Below are 16,853 nucleotides of genomic sequence, written 5' to 3'. Positions count from 1 at the left end.
TTCAATCGTCACATCCCTGCTCCTGTCTTCACGTTGGCAGCGCCGCTGCCTTCGCGGTCAGCCAATTTCGATTTCTGTTGGCCTTGCTAGGCCCCGCCATGTTCCCGCCCGCGCGGGGTGATCCAGGTGATGAGGTCCCATTCGTTGCGGATTGCAAGCAGCAGCTGCGCGGTAACGACGATCGCAAGGCCGTAGCGCGCCCACGACCATTCCTTCCAGAACGCAAGCGCCACGCTTCCTGCAACAAGATAGAGAGCGGAAGGAATGAGGCCGTAAAACCAGAGGTCCGTCCAGTGCACCTTTTCGCCGCCGATCCTGTTGAGGTTGCCGATGCCCACGCTCGACATGACGGCGCGGGCGAACCCCCAGACAGCAATGCCAGCCTGGATGACGGCGAATACGGGCGGCGTAATCCCGGGAGTGAGCGCAGCAGCGCTCACCGTCAGGACGAAGCTGACCTCAAGGACGATCGGGCCCATGTAGAGCCTCGAGCCTGAGAGCACCGTCGAACGCGGGCGATCGCCCATCAGGCTTATCACCACGAAAATGAGGCCGATCAGAACCGCTGCCGCTCCGCCGGCCATGAGGAAGAAGTTTTCCCAACCCTCGAACATTGCCTCGCCCCCCAACAAGCGACTGAGCACCGCTTAGCGCAGATCTGGTTAGGACGGTCGATCTAATGTCTGCAAGCAAGGAGCACTGCCCGCCGCCTGCGATGGACGGCCGCTGACGACCCTCAGCGGCGCAAGTCGGCCGTCTCTTCCGTGCGAGTCCAGATTTGCGACCGGCAGATCAGTCCAAAGAGGGCACAGCCTGTGAGCTTGAGCGTGCGATCGTCGAGAAGCTGCAGACTTGCCGAAACATGGATGTTGTCGTCGGGAATGAAGAGCCTTCCGGACCAGCCTTTCGCGGTCGGCCTCACGTCGGTGAGGACGGTTGTTCCGACGACGCGCGAGGTCGTCTTCGCGACTTCGCGCTGCCCGCGTGGCGAGGCCCAGACCACCTTGCCGCAGAGCGCATCGCCGCACGGCGCGACAGCAATGATGGCGCTCCCGATTGGGTTTTTCCAGAGACCTTCAACCGATGCACGCGGCGAGTGGTGCGCCCCCGATATCGCCAGGAGAATCGACAGTTGAGCATCCAACATCATTTGCCGACTCTCGCTTGGTCAAACTTACAACGACCTAGCTACTTGATGACAATGACGAACCAAAAGAGCCTCTTGGCCCAAAGAACTAATGTTCCGGCAAAGCGGGTCGGTCATCACCCGTTTCTGTGCCGCCGATGGATTACGTTCCGGGCGACCACGGGCTCTCAGGCAGCGGATTTTGGCGGGCCTCAGGGTGGCCTTTAAGACCGCTGAAACCCTGACGGCGATAAATACCAGGAATGTTGGGACTGTTGCTCTCTGCCGGCATCGTCGGCGCGCCTGTCAAAGTGGTCGGTGATTGGGGAATATATCGCCAGACGCCGACCTCCTGCCTGATGGGGACGCGAGACGCGCAGCGCGGGACAGCTTTTCTCGTCGCCGTCGACAGCTCTCGCCCGAAAATGGTGGTCCTAGCGGTCGGTGATGCCGCGTGGACCTCACTGACCGAGGGCAGTTCAAAACCCATCCAATATTTCGGGAACAGCTCCCCTTTTACGACTGGGAAGCCCCTAGGATATTCTTTGAACGGTCAAATGTTTCTGGCGGCTCCAGCGCCGGGTTGGGAGGTCGACAAGGCTTTTCACAATTCGATGTCGTTCTCCGCGATCTTCGAGGGAACCGTCCTCTTTCGGCGATATTCAACCGACTATGACCTCGCGGCTTTCGAAGCTACTCGTCAGTGCGCGGGCCTGAGCAACGACCCATTCGCGGCAAGGTAACTCGCAACGTCGTCAGGTGCGGGTAGAAAGCGGAACCGGGCTGCAGGCATCTCACGTGCGTCCGCCTCGCGAATGAAACCAGAAACACCACTGCGGGCCAGGTATCATAACCAACTCACGCTGAGACCCAAGCCAGTTCCGCGCAAGAGATAGTCCGACGAAGAGCTGCGAAGCGGCCCTTCATTCAGCCAGCGAGTGTCTGCTTTCGACCCATTGCAGACATTAGGCTGCGCGGCCACAATCCGCGAATGTTAGCAGCCATCAGAGTAGTTACTTGGGCGGCAGCCGCCGTTCATCAGCAGGTGGGCGCAATTTCAAGGCGGCGCTACGACCAGGGCCAAGCGGTGATGAAACCAGTGTTGCTGGGGTCCAGTCGCGCCCATGCAGCCCCGCTGAAAAACTCGTCCTGGGTAATTACTCCATCACCGTTGAGATCGAGCGCGGCGAACGCCGGCTGCCAATTGGAGCGGTTGTAACTGTTCCAGAACCCGCCGCCATACCAGCAGCGTGAGAACTCACCTTTGCCGATTCGGCCGTTGTGGTTGGCATCCCAGCTCGCGAACTCAGCGGGGCCATAGGCGAGCCACTCATCGCGGCTGATACGCCCGTCACCATTGCGATCGAGCATGCCGTAGGTGCCACACACGGTGTAATGGATGTTAGGATCGAACGCGTTGGCGACCGATTCCACATCAGCGGCCGCACCGCGCACGGTGTTGCAGCCGGCAAGGAAGGCCGCGGACGCTAATAGCATCAAGCACGTCTTAGGCATCTGATTCTCCGTCAAGTTGTCAGTATCAAGCCTGAAGTTCCTGCAACGCCAGAAACGTCTGTGGCGGCGACCGGTTTCGATTTGTAATGTTGCACTAGCTCGGGCGTCCGCGGGCGACGGCAAGCCGGATCCCATTGTCCGCTTTCGGTCCATGCGAACGCTAGCTCCTGGCATTCCATCACTGAACGATGTGGAGGCTCTAGTGCGTGGGAAATTGCCCGCCATGCACGCGAGCTGCGGACAGACTTGCCGATCGTGTACACGACCGCCGACAGTGCTGCCGAATGGCAGGTGCAAGGCGTGCCGAACAGCGTCGTGATGCAGAAGCCTTACGCAGGAGCGCAGCTTCTCACGGCCATCTCGACCCTGATGACGGCTGACACAAACGGGACCAGCTAGGCTCGTATCCTAGCCACTGCAAACATTAGTGAAATGTCCGCTCGACCAATTCCTGCCATTGGCACAAAGCGTCATTCGCACACGCTCGTCGACGAAGGAAATCTAACGGCCCGGCCGCGGGGGCAACCGCACTGCCGGGCCGGAGATACGCACTTAACGATCTCAGGGCAGCGACTAGCTACGACCATTCACAGTCGAAAGTTAAATGATCGTCATCTGCGGGTGAGCATAGCCCATCGCATGACCACCCTCACCCGTCTTTTGCGCTCGCTGTGCTCCCTTAGACGCGTAGCCGCGCATGCTTATGGACCCCCAGGGGGCAAAACCTTGCCCATCACCCTGCGAACCCCAGCCTCAAGCTCCTTGGCCGTAATGGGCTTTTGCAGCACCACTGCGTCAGGCCTACGCTCTTCAAGTTCCTCCCGATACGCCGTGATGAACAGCACTGGAATGTCCTTGTCGGCCCAAATGGCCTCCACCGCTTTCACGCCGTCGCCGGGCAAAAGGCGCACGTCGGCCGTAATCAGATCGATTTTCGCCTCATGTGCACCGACGATTGCCGCGTCCTCAGACCGCGCAAAGCTGAACTTTGTGAAACCGAGGTCCTCCAGCATATCCTGAAGCGATCTCGCGATCAGATATTCGTCTTCGATAATATACGCGTGCATGTCTCTGCCCGTGTCGTGACCACTCCGCCTGCTGCAGAATCCCAAAGGCGCAATGGCGTCTCACGTCAATGACGGCGTTTTGTTCCGAAACGGGGAAACTCTGCAGTCGTTGACCGCTATGTCTGCTTCCAGCCCATTGCGAACATTAGCGATACGGCGCTTACCAAGCGATCAGGGGCTATTGTCGGAGAGCGCAGGCATGAGAACTCACGGAAAAAGGAGGCGGTCTGCGCCTTCGATACAAATCATCTCGTGGCTTGCGGCGGCTTTGATGGCGACGAGTTTGTCACTGACTTCCACGACAGTTTTGGCGAGGCCGCCAAGCGCTGCGGCGGTCACACGTGATTGCCCGCATTGTCCCGAGATGATGGCTGTCCCGGGCGGTCGTTTTCTTATGGGCACAGCAACGGACGATCCTATGCACGATGCGCTGGAAAGCCCGCAGCATGCGGTGTCGGTCAGGCCCTTCTTCGCAGGGAAATACGACGTGACGCGAGCGGAGTGGGCCTATTTCGTCCGGAAGACTGGTCGAGCTACCGTTAAAGGATGCCAGTGGACCGGCAAAGCTGGCCCGGAGGGAGAGAGGTCTGCAGCGTGGAACGACCTCGGCTTCGAGCAGGCTGATCAAGACCCCGTTGTGTGTGTCACGTGGGGGGATGCCGAAGATTATGCGCGGTGGCTAAGTCGCGTGACTCACAAACACTACCGTCTGCTCTCCGAAGCAGAGTGGGAATATGCCGCACGAGCAGGCACTACGACGCCCTACTTCTGGAGGTCCGGGCAGACCCACGAGCATGCCAACCACGGGAAAGAAACCTGCTGTGGCGGCTTGGCGTCTGGGCGCGACAAATGGATCTACACCTCTCCCGGAGGCGCATTTCCTCCGAACGGTTTCGGGCTTTACGATATGAGCGGCAATGTCCTGCAATGGGTAGAGGACTGTTTCTCGCCAAACTATGAAGGACTGCCTGCAAATGGCGCTCCATTTCTGACAGCACGCCCGATCGTTGCCACCGGTGATTTGAAGGATTTGTCCGCAACCTCCACGTGCGATTACCGCGTGGTCCGCGGAGGCGACTGGGGCGACCAGAGCGGTTGGATCCGCACGGCTGCGAGAAGCTTCGCACCTCCACCTGGTCCAGGCCCGAACCTGGCCAGTTATCGAAGTGGCGGAGTCGGATTCCGCGTCGCCCGAGACTAGCGCTCGCGGTCGAGAGCTAATGTCCGCTTTCGACCCAAAGCTGCCATTAGCGCGTGCGCGGGCAAGCGAGGGCATGCCCATCGAAGCCAAGAAGTATGCGCGCTAGGTGATTCTCCGGAGTGTGTCCCGCCACGGCTGCGAATATCGCATGCTTTCTGACGGTGCGGCCCAGTGGGGAAATCTCGCGAGATGCATGAGTCGGTCACTGGTTCTGAGGACGACCTCCCGGTCGAGCGTCCTGGTATCCGCGAAGGTGAGCTTCGACGTGATCATGGATTTCTTGGATCAAGCCTTCGCCGACGCATGGCTGAGGCGCGTCAACGTGGCTTCGCCGGGATTTTCGATACAAGGCACGCCGCCCCGCCTTTGCTAAGGTATCTTTCGGGACTTGCGGTCTGGATGGCCAGCTTCAGCCTGCGCCTGCTCATCCAGCCTTTAACGCCATACTCGCCGTTTCTTCCCTTTATACCGGCCTTGATGCTTGTGGGGTGGCTCTGGGGCCGAGGACCAGCACTCCTGTATCTCGCAACGACGACGATCGTGGTTTCCATCTACTTCGTTCCTGGCCCAGGACAGTTCCAGTTCGATGATGCGACGCATGTCGCTGCTGCGCTGCAGTTCATCGTCATTGGCAGTGCGGTTACCTACATAATTGAGCGGCTGGTGGCAGCTCGTCAGGCGCTCAGTCGACAGCTGCAAAATGTAACGCTGCTCAGCAGGCAGCAGCACACCTTGCTTGAGGAAATCAATCACCGCGTGAAGAACCATCTGCAGGCAATCATCGCGCTCGCGCCCGCCGACCAAGACGAACGCATTGATCAAATCAGGGCCCGTATGCTGGTGTTGGCACGTGTGTACGACAAGCTCCGCTTAACGGCCACGTCCGCCAAGGTTGATCCTGAGATTTACCTGGCCGAACTCACGAGTGACTTTCAGAACTCGCTCGCACCTGGCGGGTCAGTCGCTTTGGATTGCTCGGTCGATTGTGGAGCGTTGGTGAGTAAAGAAGCGGTATTCGTTGGATTGATTGCCAACGAGGCTGTTTCGAACGCTCTCAAATACGCGTTTCCGGAGGGTCGCGGCAAAATCCATATCGCGTTGCATGAACATTCTGGAACGCGAACACTGACCGTCCGAGACAATGGTGCCGGTGATGCAGGCGTAACTAAAGGGACCGGTCAGGGCCGTCGGCTTATCAGCCGACTTGCTCAGAATCTCGGTGGTCAAGTTCGCGTCGATGGACCGCCAGGTTACTGTGTGAGCGTCTCATATCCTTCACCACATTAGCGCGTAATGTCAGCTTTCCACCCATTGCAGACATCGCATCTTGGTCTGGCGCCAGTCTAAAAGCTGACATTCCGCTAGCCACACGAGATGCGCCCGAGATCGGACATCTTGTGGCCCAAGATTCACCAGATGCGCACGCGTTGCTCAGGAGGCAGGTAAAGCTTGTCGCCAGGCTTGATGCTCCATGCCCGGTACCAGGCGTCGACGTTCGGAAGGACAACGTCCACACGGGCCTTGTCAGGCGAGTGCTCATTCGACGCGATGTTTTGCCGCATCATCTCCTCCCGCCATTTGTTCCGGTAATATTGAGCGTAAGCGAGGAAGAAGCGCTGATCGCCCGTCAACCCGTCGATCACCGGAGCGGGCTGGCCGTGAAGGCTGGCGTGATAGGCGTCGAGCGCAGCGAGTACGCCCGCAAGATCGGCGATATTCTCGCCCATCGTTAGGTCGCCCTTGATGTGCGTGCCTTCCAGAATCGGGAAACGCTCATACTGCGCGCCGTACGTCTTCGATGACTCGACGAACTTCCGGGCGTCTTCCGGGGTCCACCAGTCGGTCAGCCCGCCGCGCTTATCGAACTTGCGCCCCTGGTCATCGAAGCCGTGGCTGATTTCGTGACCAATAACGGCGCCGATCGCGCCATAATTGACCGCTGGATCAGCCTTCGGGTCGAATACCGGCGGCTGCAGAATCGCGGCCGGGAAGATGAGCTGGTTGGCAGTACCGTCGTTAAAGGCGTTGACGGTTTGGGGAGTTGAATCCCAGTCGTCGCGGTCGACCGGAAGGTTCAGGTGCGCGAGCCGATACGCCCACAGCCACGCGGTGCCGCGCTCAACATTGCCGTAGAGGTCATCGCTTCGAACCCTGAGCGATGAATAGTCCCGCCACTTTTTTGGATAGCCGATCTGAACGTCCATCGCAGCGAGCTTTTCCAGCGCCTTCGCCTTCGTCTGAGGGCTCATCCACGAAAGCTGCTGAATCCGCGTTCGATAAGCGCCCTTCAAGTTCGCGACGAGTTCATCCATGCTCGTCTTGGATTCCGGCGGGAAATATTGCGCCACATAGATCTTACCGATGGCTTGCCCCATCACATCGGAAGTCGCTCGAACAGCGCGCTTCCAGCGAGAGGGAAGCGCCTCTTGTCCCGACAAAGTGCGACCGTGGAATTCGAAGCTCGCATTGACGAAGCGAGACGACAGTGTCCCTGCTGCATTATCGGCGAGATGAAAGGCCATGTACGCCTTCAGAACATCGAGCGGCGTTGAGCTGTACAGGGCCGCAATCTTGGGCAGCGCCGTGTTTGCAACCGCCACCACTTGCTCCCGCGACCCGAGGTCGGCGGCCGTCAGCCAGTCCTTCCAGGCGAAGCCGGGCGCCATTGCGGGAAGCGCGGCGGCCTTCATCGGATTGTAGATCTTCACAACGTCGCGTTCTTCGGCCTTGGTCCAGCTGGCCTCGGCGACCTTGGTCTCGAAATCGACAATCGCCTTTGCGTTCGCCTCGGCGTCAGGCCACGCGATCACGCCGAGCATCTTGGCGACATAAGCCTGGTATGCCTGCTTCTTGGGCGCAAACTGGGGGTCGAGGTAGTAATCGCGGTCGGGAAGCCCCAGGCCGGCCTGATCGACATAGACGGCGTAGCGATCGGAATCCTTGAGGTCAGTGAAGATGACCAGCTGAAAAAGCGACCACTGGAAACCCTTGTTCGCTTCTCCCATTACCGCAGCCAACTGGGCCCGGTCAGTGGCCCTGCGGATTGCATCCATGTCGCCAGCCATCGGTTTTGCGTCGAGCGGCTCGACGGCGGCCTCGTTCAGATAAGCCTTGTCGAAGGCACCGACCTTACCTTTTTCGTCGTTCGCTGCCGGCTCGACCGGAGCGCTCGCAGCCGCCGCATCCAGCATCGCATGAACGCGCGCCTCGGAGAGGTCTCGCAATACGTTAACGGTCCCGTACCAGGTGCGATCAGGCGGGATCTGCGTCTTCTCGAGATACGTACCGTTCGCATAGGTGAAGAAGTCGTCACCTGGCTTCACGGACGTATTGCGGCCGGAGAGATCGAAACCCCAGGTACCTGCGCTGTGGGCCTCAAGGTCTGCAGGTTGAGCCGCGGCCGGCGATGATGTGCAAAGCGCCACGGCAAGCGCGAACAAACCGGCGCCCGAAAGGATCTTTAAGGTCACATGAGGTCTCCCTTACTGAAGCGTCACACACGCTTCCGCGGGAACCGGTACGCACTCCGCTTACAAAGACGTGCTACTGCCCCCGGCGACGAGGCTAACATATGCAATGGTGTCCGCAATGGGCGGAAAGCGAACATTCGCCGACAACGGATTTCGTGACGTTCCCAGAGCCAGCTGCTACTAGCTCGCTGGCGAGCAAGTCTTCGCAGTTTGCGCGCTGTTCCAGTTGCGTACCAAGTCACCTTTTGAGGGGGGTGCAGCAATGGTAAAGCCGGTGAAGTTCGCACACGTCGTCTACCAGACGCGGCGTTTCGATGAGATGATTTCCTGGTACCGCAACGTCTTCGAGGCGGACGTCGTGTACGAAAATCCCGCACTTGCATTTCTCACTTATGACGACGAACACCATCGTTTCGCGTTCGCCAACCTCGACATACTGAAGCCCGGCGGCAAGTCCCGCGACGATCGAGGTGAGATCGGCGTCAATCACGTCGCGTACACATATGCGAACGTTGGAGACCTCATGAACACCTATGCCCGACTAAAGAACGCCGGGATAACCCCCTACTGGCCAGTCCATCACGGTACTACGCTGTCGGTCTACTACGCGGACCCCGATGGCAATCGGATGGAGTTTCAAGTGGACTGCGGAACGGTTGAGCAAGCGGCGGCACTCATGCGAACGCCGGACTTCGCGAAAAATCCTGTCGGGGTGATGTATGACCCGGACGCGCTGCTCGCGCGCTTTGAGGCTGGCGAACCCGAGGAAGCATTGCTCGCAATGCCCGCCGGTTCTCCATCGCCTATCCCGGCAGCGCACGGAATGAGCTGAAAGGCGCTCGGGTTGGACTGACGCGCTAACGTCAGCTTCGGGTCGAAAGCAGACGTTCAGCAATTCTTTGATTGCGGTGAAAACAGTATTCTCAAATCTCCGGCACGAACCGTTCGTTGATCTGGATGATCGGTTGGACGTCGGTGAAGTTGCGAATGTCTCCGATCACCTCCGACGCATGTTCGCCGTCCAGTGCCGCCCGCAGGCTATCGCTCGTGTCGAAGTGAATTATTCCGATGGCGAAGTACGGCGCCTGGGAGCCATCCGGTCCGAACTTGCCGAGCAATGCTTCGCCGCCGGTCAGGCCTGCGTCTCCCCATCGTTGCCCGACAAGCGGCATATGCTTGGTCCGATAATAATCATAATCGAAAGTAGCACCCGGCGATCGCGGATAGACTACGCTCAGGCTGGCCATGGCAACACTCCTGCTAATGGTGGCGATCCACAGTCTAGCGTAAAATCCGCCAATGTCTGCTTTGGGTGGAAAGCCGACATTGGCTTGACGCCAGTGTCCGCGTCTTCAAACGTTACTACTTATTCGGGTTGAGTTTCCGGAGGGCCGCGCAGGTCGAAACGCCGAGACAGCATGCACATGATCTTGCTCATAGCTTGTCCGCAATCGCAATACCTGCAGCTGCAAAGAATGCCGGTGTGACGGCGCAGTTGAAACCAGCTGAGGCGGTCGCGGGCCATTGTGCGGCGTGGAACACAACTGACCGCACGAAACGTGATCTTCTCCTAGAACACGTGTTCGCCCGCGACGGCGTTTATAACGACCCTGCCCCGACCTTTGTGACGGGCCGTGCCGCACTGAGCGACGAGATCGCTAGTTTTCAGCGCCACCATCCAGGCGCCCGGTTCCGGTGCAGCGCCCCGCAAACTCACCACAGTGCGATGCGGGTGAGCTGGGTCTTGCTGGGAGCCCGCGGCAAGCTGGTAACGCAAGGGATGGACTTCTACGAGCTTGCACCAGACGGGCTCATCCGCCGCGTCACGGGCTTCTTCGGTCCGCCTCCGGTAATTGATCCTAACCGATGAGCATGCGCGCTGGGGGCTGATGTCGGCTTTGGGCCGAATATAGCCCCCATGCTTAGGGCGATGATCATGCGCCCGGAAAGAAGCCAGGCTTTCGGGCGTTAGTCAGCAAGCATCCCGGAGGAGACGCTCATTGCGCGTAGGAGGACAAGCATGAACGAGGCGGTGGAGGAGAGGCGCGGGCGCATCCGGCGCCGCTGGCTGCTGCACCCGTTTTTCGTCTCGCTGGGCGGGGTACTGCTAATGGCGGCGTTCCCGAGCGACATCATGTATTCGCAGACTTCGTTGATGCAGTGGTCGAATGCATCCGAATGGCTGATCGCTCTTGGACTGGTTTTCGCACTCATTTCAGCGATCGTTCTGCTGATCGAAGTTGTGGTGGGAACGGGCGGGCCGATTTCATGGCCAGACTTCATTCTGCTTGCGATCGCCGCGCTGCTCTCGCTTGTGAACGCCTTCGTTCACAGCCGCGATGCGTGGACGTCGGTCGTTCCGCAGGGAATATGGCTTTCAGGCATTTCGGCGCTTCTGCTGCTGATCGTCGGAATTCGCGGCTGGAGCGTGACTGGCACCCGGGCCATCCCTGAAGGAGAGGGCGCATGAGAGCTCATCGCTTCGGCGCCCTCTTTATTTCGATCTTGGCACTCGCAGCATGCGCGCAAGACGGCGGAGATCCCCAGCGGCAATATGGTCCAAATCCCGACCTTCCTGCGCCGCGACAATATCTCCTTCCGCCAATGAGCGTTCCTAAACAAGTCGGCTGGAAAGCCGGCGAGACGCCCACGGTCCCGGCGGGCCTCAAGATCCAGGCACTGGCTAGCGGGTTCATGCACCCCAGGATGGTTTACACGCTTCCGAACGGCGACATCCTGGTCGTCGAGAGCAACGGTCCTGGAACGAACGCCTTCCGAGTGAAGGATTATATCCAGGGCAAGGTTAAGGCTCGGGCGGGCTCGGCGGCCAAAGGCGCCAACCGTATCACCCTTCTTCGGGACACGAACGGCGACGGGCTGCCTGACCTTCGAACAGCCTTCATCGAACACTTGCACTCGCCCTTCGGCGTCGTGCTTGTCGGTGACACGCTCTTTGTTGCAAATACGGATTCTATCGTCGCCTTCCACTACACGCCCGGTGCCACGCGTATCAGCGAGCCGCCCGTGCACCTCACCGATCTCCCCGCCGGCCCGATCAACCATCACTGGACGAAGTCGCTGACCGCGAGCCCTGACGGATCGAAGCTGTATGTTGGCGTTGGCTCGAACAGCAATATCACCGAAAACGGCATGGACGCCGAACAAGGACGGGCGGCGATCTACGAGGTCGATCCGCATACCGGCGGGAAGCACATCTATGCCTCGGGCGTGCGCAATCCCACCGGCCTCGCCTTCGAGCCCGGAACGAGCACCCTTTTCGCCATTGCCAACGAACGGGACGAGATCGGGCCTGACCTCGTCCCGGATTATCTGACGCATATTCAGCCGGGCGGCTTTTATGGCTGGCCTTACAGCTACTGGGGCCGCAACGTGGACATCCGCGTCCATCCTCAAAAGCCGGAGATGGTCGCAAAGGCGATCAAACCCGACTATGGCCTCAGCTCCCACGTTGCAGCGCTGGGAATAGCCTTCAGCCCCGGAGAAACGCTCTCGCCGCAATTCGCGAGCGGTGCCTTCATCGGCGAGCACGGCAGCTGGGATCGCAGTCCGCTCAATGGTTATCAGGTAATTTTCGTCCCGTTTGCCGGCGGAATGCCAAGCGGCAAGCCGGTCCCCGTGGTTACCGGCTTCCTTGGCACGAAGGCCGGCACGGTGCGGGGCCGACCGGTAGGTCTTGCGCTCGATCGAACCGGCGCGCTGCTCATTGCCGATGATACGGGGAACACCGTTTGGCGCGTGAGTGCAGCTTCAGCGCGCTAGCGTGCTGGGCTCTCGCGGGCCGCGCAAACAAATCCGTTGCGGCGGCGCTCGTTCGGGCCGAATGGGCGGACTTGCATGGAAGAAGCAGGCACTTGCGGCAGCGGCGACAATTGGGCTGCAAACCGGACAAGGTCAGTCGCCGGAAGCGGACGGCGCTCCATCGGGCGGGATGGTCGGGTCACCTGGATCGCTTGCTTCCATCCGCGTTGGATAAGCGCCCGCATAAACGAACCGAACACCCAGGCCCAGACCGTCCCGAACACGGGCGAGGCCCGCGGGATGACGGACGTAGTCAACGTCAGGCTGAACGACGAAGCGCCCGCTGATCTTGACTTGGTAGGTTAGCTCAAAGCTCGTTTCCGCGTGGTGCAGGGAAAGGATCTTCGCGGCGGGGCCGCCAAGGATCGCGTGCGCGATTGCAATTCCCAGCCTGTCGTCGGGGCGGCCCGGGATCGTGCCTTTCTGCACGAGGCCGCCGCCAACATATCCGGCAACAAGCTGGGCATCGCCGTTGGCAACGCCTGCACGCAGCCAAAAGTTGAGATGCGGGAGGACAGGAAGCGGTGCTTCGTAGGAAGCATAGGCTCCATGATCGCGGGCCTTGCGCCCACTTGGCCCGAGGCGCGGCGCCGTATAGTCCCACACTCCTGCCTCCAGCCGTTCATTCTTCGACAGCTGCCAGTCGGCCTGGCCGATAAGGAACAGACCGTCTTTCGATTTCAATCGCTCGGCGACAAATGCGCGCGGCCTGCCGGGGCTTCCCGCTACCCCATCAAAAATTCCAAGCCGGAAAGTCCAGCTTCGCGAATGAACCCAGGTGACCGTCGATCCGAGCGCAGTCACCGGGTAGATCGACGGACCGTTAAGACCGCTACGCGAGAGATCGGGAGCAATGCCGTGTGAGCTGCTAAGCATCACGCTGGCGGGGTCGATGGAATCGAACTGATTGTTGAGGTCGATTAGTCCGAGGCGAAGAGCGACGGAACGTTCCTCGCTGCCCCAGAGCTTTGCAAGATAGGCCTCAAACAACCGCGTGACCGGCACAGCCTCGATATTGTCGGCGGTCTGCAGATCGCCGAGGCGCTTGGACAAGGATTGGCCATCGAAGCGGAAGATCTGCGCGTGCATGCTCCAACCGCGCAAACCCAGCGAATCACCGCGAAGGGTTGCCGAGACCTGGATCTTGTTGAGGAAGGCCGTTCCCTTGTCCGTTCCAGCGGGCGCTACAAACGCGTCGAACGTCTCACGCCCGGCGATTGCAAGCGTCGGAAGCTGCTCGACAGGATCCGCGACGGCAGGGGCTGCATCGAATGCAAGAGCAAGCAGCGCAAGCACCGGGAGAACGCACTCCTTAGCGCTGACGGTCATGGAGCAGACATCGTCATGTCGAAGCCGCCAGGGGGCGAAGGCTGGAACGCTCGATTACGCGACCTTCTTTTGAGACGCCGACTGCCAGCAGACGACTGACCAGTGAACCCGCCATTTGCCGTCGGGATCCAGCTCAAACCCGGCAAGGTAATTGCCCTTGTGGGTATAGGGCACGCCGTCCCGCATACTGTCTTCCCTGTACGTGGAGCGATAGATCGCCATGTCACCGGCCTTGGCGACGTCGACCGTCTCGTCGATCAGTGTGAGGTGCCAGTTCGGCGCATATTTGAACGCCATCGAAAGGCCCTCCCGGTCGGCCTTTGCACCGAATGAAGGCGGACGCATGCTCTCCATCGAGACCAGATCGGGGGCATCGAATTTCGTCGCCTTGTCGATGTCCTTGGTGTTGATGCCTGCGACTATCTCCGCGACATCGGCCTTTATCTGCGAAGCGATCGCCAGACGGGATTGCACCTCATGGGCCGAGGCATAGGCGGTAGAGCACGAAAGGGCGGTGACTAGGGTCACCGGGCCAAGGCGCATGAGCATGTTGACCCCCTGCTTGAGTACGCACGTTACATATTGGCAACTTGGTTCAGCCCGGACTTGAGGACAAGTTACATCCGTCCGGGATTCACCTGCCGCGTCGACCACTGATCATCATGCCTGTTCTGGATGGTTTCCGCGCGGCGAGGAGGAAGCGTCAGCCAGAAGAGCGCTCAGGCTTCCGTTGCTGATCGAACAACGTCCGGCCAGCCGCCGATGGCGCCGAAGAGTTCGTTCGCTCTTTTCGCGAGCGCTTCGAGACTTTGCGGCCATGGCGGATCCAGGCGGGAACAAGGAAAGACAAGATACTGGACGAACCCTGAAGCAATTCCCTCGCCGTTGCGCGGGTTGACGTTCACACCGCCCAGGCTTTCAGCCAGCCGCATCGAGATTTCCCCGAGGGGATGAGAAGCCGGCGCTTGATCGGCAACGATCGCCCAGCTCTCGCGCCCGTTCGCAAGGTTGCGCGCCATCGCAAGATCGCCAAAGCCCCCGACCTCTTCGAGCCGCAGGAAGTCACCGGGAAACACCAGGTAAGGGACGGCTTCGCTATCGACGTAGGTTCCAGGGTCGGTCGGACTACCCTGCGCAGAGCGCAAGCTCGTCATCGAAAGGAAGTACCCCTTTGCCGGCCCGGTGCGCTGCACATAGGGCCGGTCAGGATCGGACGGGTCCGCGACGAGGATCCACCGCCAGTCCTCCTCGCCCTTGGGCCAGCTGGCGAAGTGAAGGTCATCCCGGCCGATGTTTTCAGGATGATAAGCGAACAAAGAACCGTCGGCGTCCAGTGCGACATGATCGGTCGTGTAGGAATATGCGCCGGATCGGTGCCGAAGGATCTCGATGCCGCGATACTCTTGCCAATGGACAAAGCTCGTCATTCGCGACCTTGCACGTTTGAGGCCGGCGCTCGGGGCATCGCGCCTCAGCGGGTTCCCTACCGTCCCGGGTTTTGCGGGGCCAATGCCCGCAGTGAAAAGCTGGCGCCCGCTTCTTCCCGGCCTCAGGGCCGCCGCTCGAGCAGCTTGATGATCTGATTAAGCCGCTTTTCGGCTTCGTAGGCCGAGACCGCAATTACGAGAGCGATGAAGGCACCGACGCCGATGATCACCCAGTCCAACTGGTCCATGTCCTTCTCCCTACTGTCCGGAAAGCAACTTATTGGGTCACGCCTCGCAACCCGAGGGTCGCGAGGACGCGGCTCAAAAGTGGTGCGTGCATAGCGCCAGAAGCAAAATGATCGGGATCGGGACGCCGATAAACCACAGCAACATGGAACGCATACGAGCTTCCCTCCAACGCTGTTATGTGCATCAAAATCGATCCGACCGGCCGTGGTTCCACGACCAGCGAACAAGAAGGATTCTCACTTAGAAAAAAGGCCCAGCCGCGGAGGCTGGGCCAGGTATCGATCGAAATATCGTCTTTAGGCGTCGCCGTCTTTCTCGTCCCGGTCTGCGCCGAGCGTCTCGCGGGCTTTGTCCTTCATGCTGCCCCAGGCATTCTGGAGCTTGCCTTCCGCCTGATCGGCCCGGCCTTCGTTCTTCATCTTCTCGTCGCCAAAGAGCTTGCCGGCGCCTTCCTTCATCTTTCCGCCGGTTTGCTTGAGGCTCCCTTCAGTCCGGTCATCGTCGATCCCGGCGGTGGTACCGTCGTCATTGCGGTCATGGTCACTCATGTTAGCCTCCATTCACCAAGTGCGGAGGATAACGCGCCAGCAACCGCTTCGTTCGCTAATCTGGTGTCCGCACGTTGGAGGGCTGCAAGTGGCGCAAGCGGACCCCAAGCTCTCACGCATTTATTCAATGCGACACGGCGTTGAATTCGCGGGCCAATGCAGCGTCGAGATCCGCGCCCTGTTTCACGCATTTGCCGCGGGTCTGAACTTCCCCTCGCAGTTCACGGCCGACCCAGGCCCGATCCGGCGGAATGCCGTTTCTTCGCGCTGCGGTGACGAACTCCGCCGCCAGGCGTTCAATCGCCGCATTGTCGGCGTCGACGCTGCCGAGATCTCGCAAAATCTGCAGCCTTGCTGAAGGATCGAGCTTCTGCGGCACATCCAGCAGCACGAGGCTCGAATAATCGGCGATCTCGTGATCCTGGAGACGGCCGAGCCATTCGACCATCGCATAGAGGGCCGCGTAATGGAAAAAACGGTTCCTCGCGCCATTGAGGACGCCGCTCGTTGTCGCCGACGTCCACGCGCTCACCGGCCACAGACGATGCGGGGAATTTATTGGCGGTGGCGCCGCGAACAGGAATCCGGCCTGCGCATCTGCTGCTCCCGTGACCGGCGTCCCCTGGAGGCCGGGCCAATCGTCTCCGGCAGCAGTGAGACGCTTCCGCAAATCGCTGAAGCTCGAGCGCATGCAGTCCCCGATTGCCACGCGTTCCACCGCAAACGCCGAATCGTAAGCAAGCTCGGTACGGATGTGATCCAGCGCCAGACGAGCAAGGTAACGCTCATGGACGGTCACGACGATTTGTTCGGCTCCAAGCGCGATCAGAACGCCAAGAACGATGATGCCAACCTCGCCGGCGAACTCGCGCCAGCCGTGCAATGGCTTGGGTAGGTGGAAGTGCATGGAACATGCCCCGCAGCAACGAGCGGTAGCCTAACAGGAGCCCAAAGCTCTGCAATGGGTGTAGAGCGGACATTGGCCCGGAGACTGGAAACTCGCCGATACGTGCGGAAAAATGCCCGCCGAGTGACTTCTCATAGGGCGCTGATATCGCGGCATGGCAGCGGGCTATCCCCGGCACGCTTGCATCGCCCGGTG

General features: G+C 60.0%; 19 protein-coding genes. 7 read left to right on the top strand and 12 right to left on the bottom strand.

The features are described from left to right. Positions 1-86: 86 nt before the first annotated feature. The 3 genes from V8192_RS06285 to V8192_RS06275 form a co-directional block, all read right to left on the bottom strand. Positions 87-644 (bottom strand): hypothetical protein, encoded by a 558-nt coding sequence (locus V8192_RS06285; RefSeq protein ID WP_341632191.1) that lies wholly within the window; start codon positions 642-644, stop codon positions 87-89. Between the two features lie 92 nt (positions 645-736). Further along, positions 737-1,150 carry a DUF2147 domain-containing protein gene (locus tag V8192_RS06280; protein ID WP_341632190.1) on the bottom strand — a complete coding sequence of 138 codons (414 nt, stop codon included), beginning with the start codon at positions 1,148-1,150 and terminating at the stop codon, positions 737-739. Between the two features lie 1,044 nt (positions 1,151-2,194). After that, positions 2,195-2,641 carry an EF-hand domain-containing protein gene (locus tag V8192_RS06275; protein ID WP_341632189.1) on the bottom strand — a complete coding sequence of 149 codons (447 nt, stop codon included), beginning with the start codon at positions 2,639-2,641 and terminating at the stop codon, positions 2,195-2,197. 246 nt (positions 2,642-2,887) lie between these two features. Here V8192_RS06275 and V8192_RS06270 point away from each other — a divergent pair, with 246 nt between their 5' ends. Further along, positions 2,888-3,040 (top strand): hypothetical protein, encoded by a 153-nt coding sequence (locus V8192_RS06270; RefSeq protein ID WP_341632188.1) that lies wholly within the window; start codon positions 2,888-2,890, stop codon positions 3,038-3,040. 302 nt (positions 3,041-3,342) lie between these two features. Here the strand turns inward: V8192_RS06270 and V8192_RS06265 are convergent, their stop codons facing one another. After that, a complete protein-coding gene (locus V8192_RS06265) occupies positions 3,343-3,708 on the bottom strand; it encodes a response regulator (RefSeq protein WP_341632187.1) in 366 nt (121 codons plus the stop codon). Positions 3,709-3,760: 52 nt separating this feature from the next. Here V8192_RS06265 and V8192_RS14640 point away from each other — a divergent pair, with 52 nt between their 5' ends. Beyond that, complete coding sequence (locus V8192_RS14640; RefSeq protein ID WP_373276319.1) at positions 3,761-4,909, top strand: formylglycine-generating enzyme family protein; 1,149 nt, start codon at positions 3,761-3,763, stop codon at positions 4,907-4,909. 303 nt (positions 4,910-5,212) lie between these two features. Continuing rightward, on the top strand, positions 5,213-6,196 hold the full coding sequence (locus V8192_RS06260; protein ID WP_341632186.1) for a sensor histidine kinase: 984 nt from the start codon (positions 5,213-5,215) through the stop codon (positions 6,194-6,196). Between the two features lie 122 nt (positions 6,197-6,318). On the opposite strand, the gene V8192_RS06255 is transcribed toward V8192_RS06260, so the two are convergent. Continuing rightward, positions 6,319-8,379 carry a M13 family metallopeptidase gene (locus tag V8192_RS06255; RefSeq protein ID WP_341632185.1) on the bottom strand — a complete coding sequence of 687 codons (2,061 nt, stop codon included), beginning with the start codon at positions 8,377-8,379 and terminating at the stop codon, positions 6,319-6,321. Between the two features lie 262 nt (positions 8,380-8,641). Between V8192_RS06255 and V8192_RS06250 the strand changes: the two genes are divergently transcribed. Then, on the top strand, positions 8,642-9,211 hold the full coding sequence (locus V8192_RS06250; RefSeq protein WP_341632184.1) for a VOC family protein: 570 nt from the start codon (positions 8,642-8,644) through the stop codon (positions 9,209-9,211). Between the two features lie 91 nt (positions 9,212-9,302). On the opposite strand, the gene V8192_RS06245 is transcribed toward V8192_RS06250, so the two are convergent. Continuing rightward, positions 9,303-9,626 carry an EthD family reductase gene (locus V8192_RS06245; RefSeq protein ID WP_341632183.1) on the bottom strand — a complete coding sequence of 108 codons (324 nt, stop codon included), beginning with the start codon at positions 9,624-9,626 and terminating at the stop codon, positions 9,303-9,305. 65 nt (positions 9,627-9,691) lie between these two features. Here V8192_RS06245 and V8192_RS06240 point away from each other — a divergent pair, with 65 nt between their 5' ends. The 3 genes from V8192_RS06240 to V8192_RS06230 all read left to right on the top strand — a co-directional run bounded on the left by V8192_RS06240 (position 9,692) and on the right by V8192_RS06230 (position 12,159). Then, positions 9,692-10,249, top strand: a complete 558-nt coding sequence (locus V8192_RS06240) for a nuclear transport factor 2 family protein (protein WP_341632182.1) — start codon at positions 9,692-9,694, stop codon at positions 10,247-10,249. A 150-nt stretch (positions 10,250-10,399) separates the two neighbouring features. After that, complete coding sequence (locus V8192_RS06235; RefSeq protein WP_341632181.1) at positions 10,400-10,849, top strand: DUF2231 domain-containing protein; 450 nt, start codon at positions 10,400-10,402, stop codon at positions 10,847-10,849. Further along, positions 10,846-12,159 carry a PQQ-dependent sugar dehydrogenase gene (locus tag V8192_RS06230; RefSeq protein WP_341632180.1) on the top strand — a complete coding sequence of 438 codons (1,314 nt, stop codon included), beginning with the start codon at positions 10,846-10,848 and terminating at the stop codon, positions 12,157-12,159. The genes V8192_RS06235 and V8192_RS06230 overlap by 4 nt, the downstream gene beginning before the upstream one ends. A 132-nt stretch (positions 12,160-12,291) precedes the next feature. On the opposite strand, the gene V8192_RS06225 is transcribed toward V8192_RS06230, so the two are convergent. The 6 genes from V8192_RS06225 to V8192_RS06200 all read right to left on the bottom strand — a co-directional run bounded on the left by V8192_RS06225 (position 12,292) and on the right by V8192_RS06200 (position 16,658). Further along, positions 12,292-13,527, bottom strand: coding sequence for a carbohydrate porin (locus tag V8192_RS06225; protein WP_341632179.1), 1,236 nt, complete (start codon positions 13,525-13,527; stop codon positions 12,292-12,294). Between the two features lie 54 nt (positions 13,528-13,581). Next, positions 13,582-14,076, bottom strand: coding sequence for a YybH family protein (locus V8192_RS06220; protein WP_341632178.1), 495 nt, complete (start codon positions 14,074-14,076; stop codon positions 13,582-13,584). Positions 14,077-14,246: 170 nt separating this feature from the next. Next, positions 14,247-14,954 (bottom strand): hypothetical protein, encoded by a 708-nt coding sequence (locus V8192_RS06215; protein ID WP_341632177.1) that lies wholly within the window; start codon positions 14,952-14,954, stop codon positions 14,247-14,249. A gap of 122 nt (positions 14,955-15,076) precedes the next feature. Further along, positions 15,077-15,202: a hypothetical protein gene (locus V8192_RS06210; RefSeq protein ID WP_341632176.1), complete on the bottom strand. Its 126-nt coding sequence runs from the start codon at positions 15,200-15,202 to the stop codon at positions 15,077-15,079. Positions 15,203-15,499: 297 nt separating this feature from the next. After that, positions 15,500-15,751: a CsbD family protein gene (locus tag V8192_RS06205; RefSeq protein WP_341632175.1), complete on the bottom strand. Its 252-nt coding sequence runs from the start codon at positions 15,749-15,751 to the stop codon at positions 15,500-15,502. Between the two features lie 124 nt (positions 15,752-15,875). Further along, positions 15,876-16,658: a hypothetical protein gene (locus V8192_RS06200; protein ID WP_341632174.1), complete on the bottom strand. Its 783-nt coding sequence runs from the start codon at positions 16,656-16,658 to the stop codon at positions 15,876-15,878. Between the last annotated feature and the right edge of the window lie 195 nt (positions 16,659-16,853).

Source organism: Sphingomonas agri (assembly GCF_038148795.1).
Taxonomy (GTDB): domain Bacteria; phylum Pseudomonadota; class Alphaproteobacteria; order Sphingomonadales; family Sphingomonadaceae; genus Sphingomicrobium; species Sphingomicrobium agri.
This window is presented reverse-complemented; position numbering and strand designations above follow the sequence as displayed.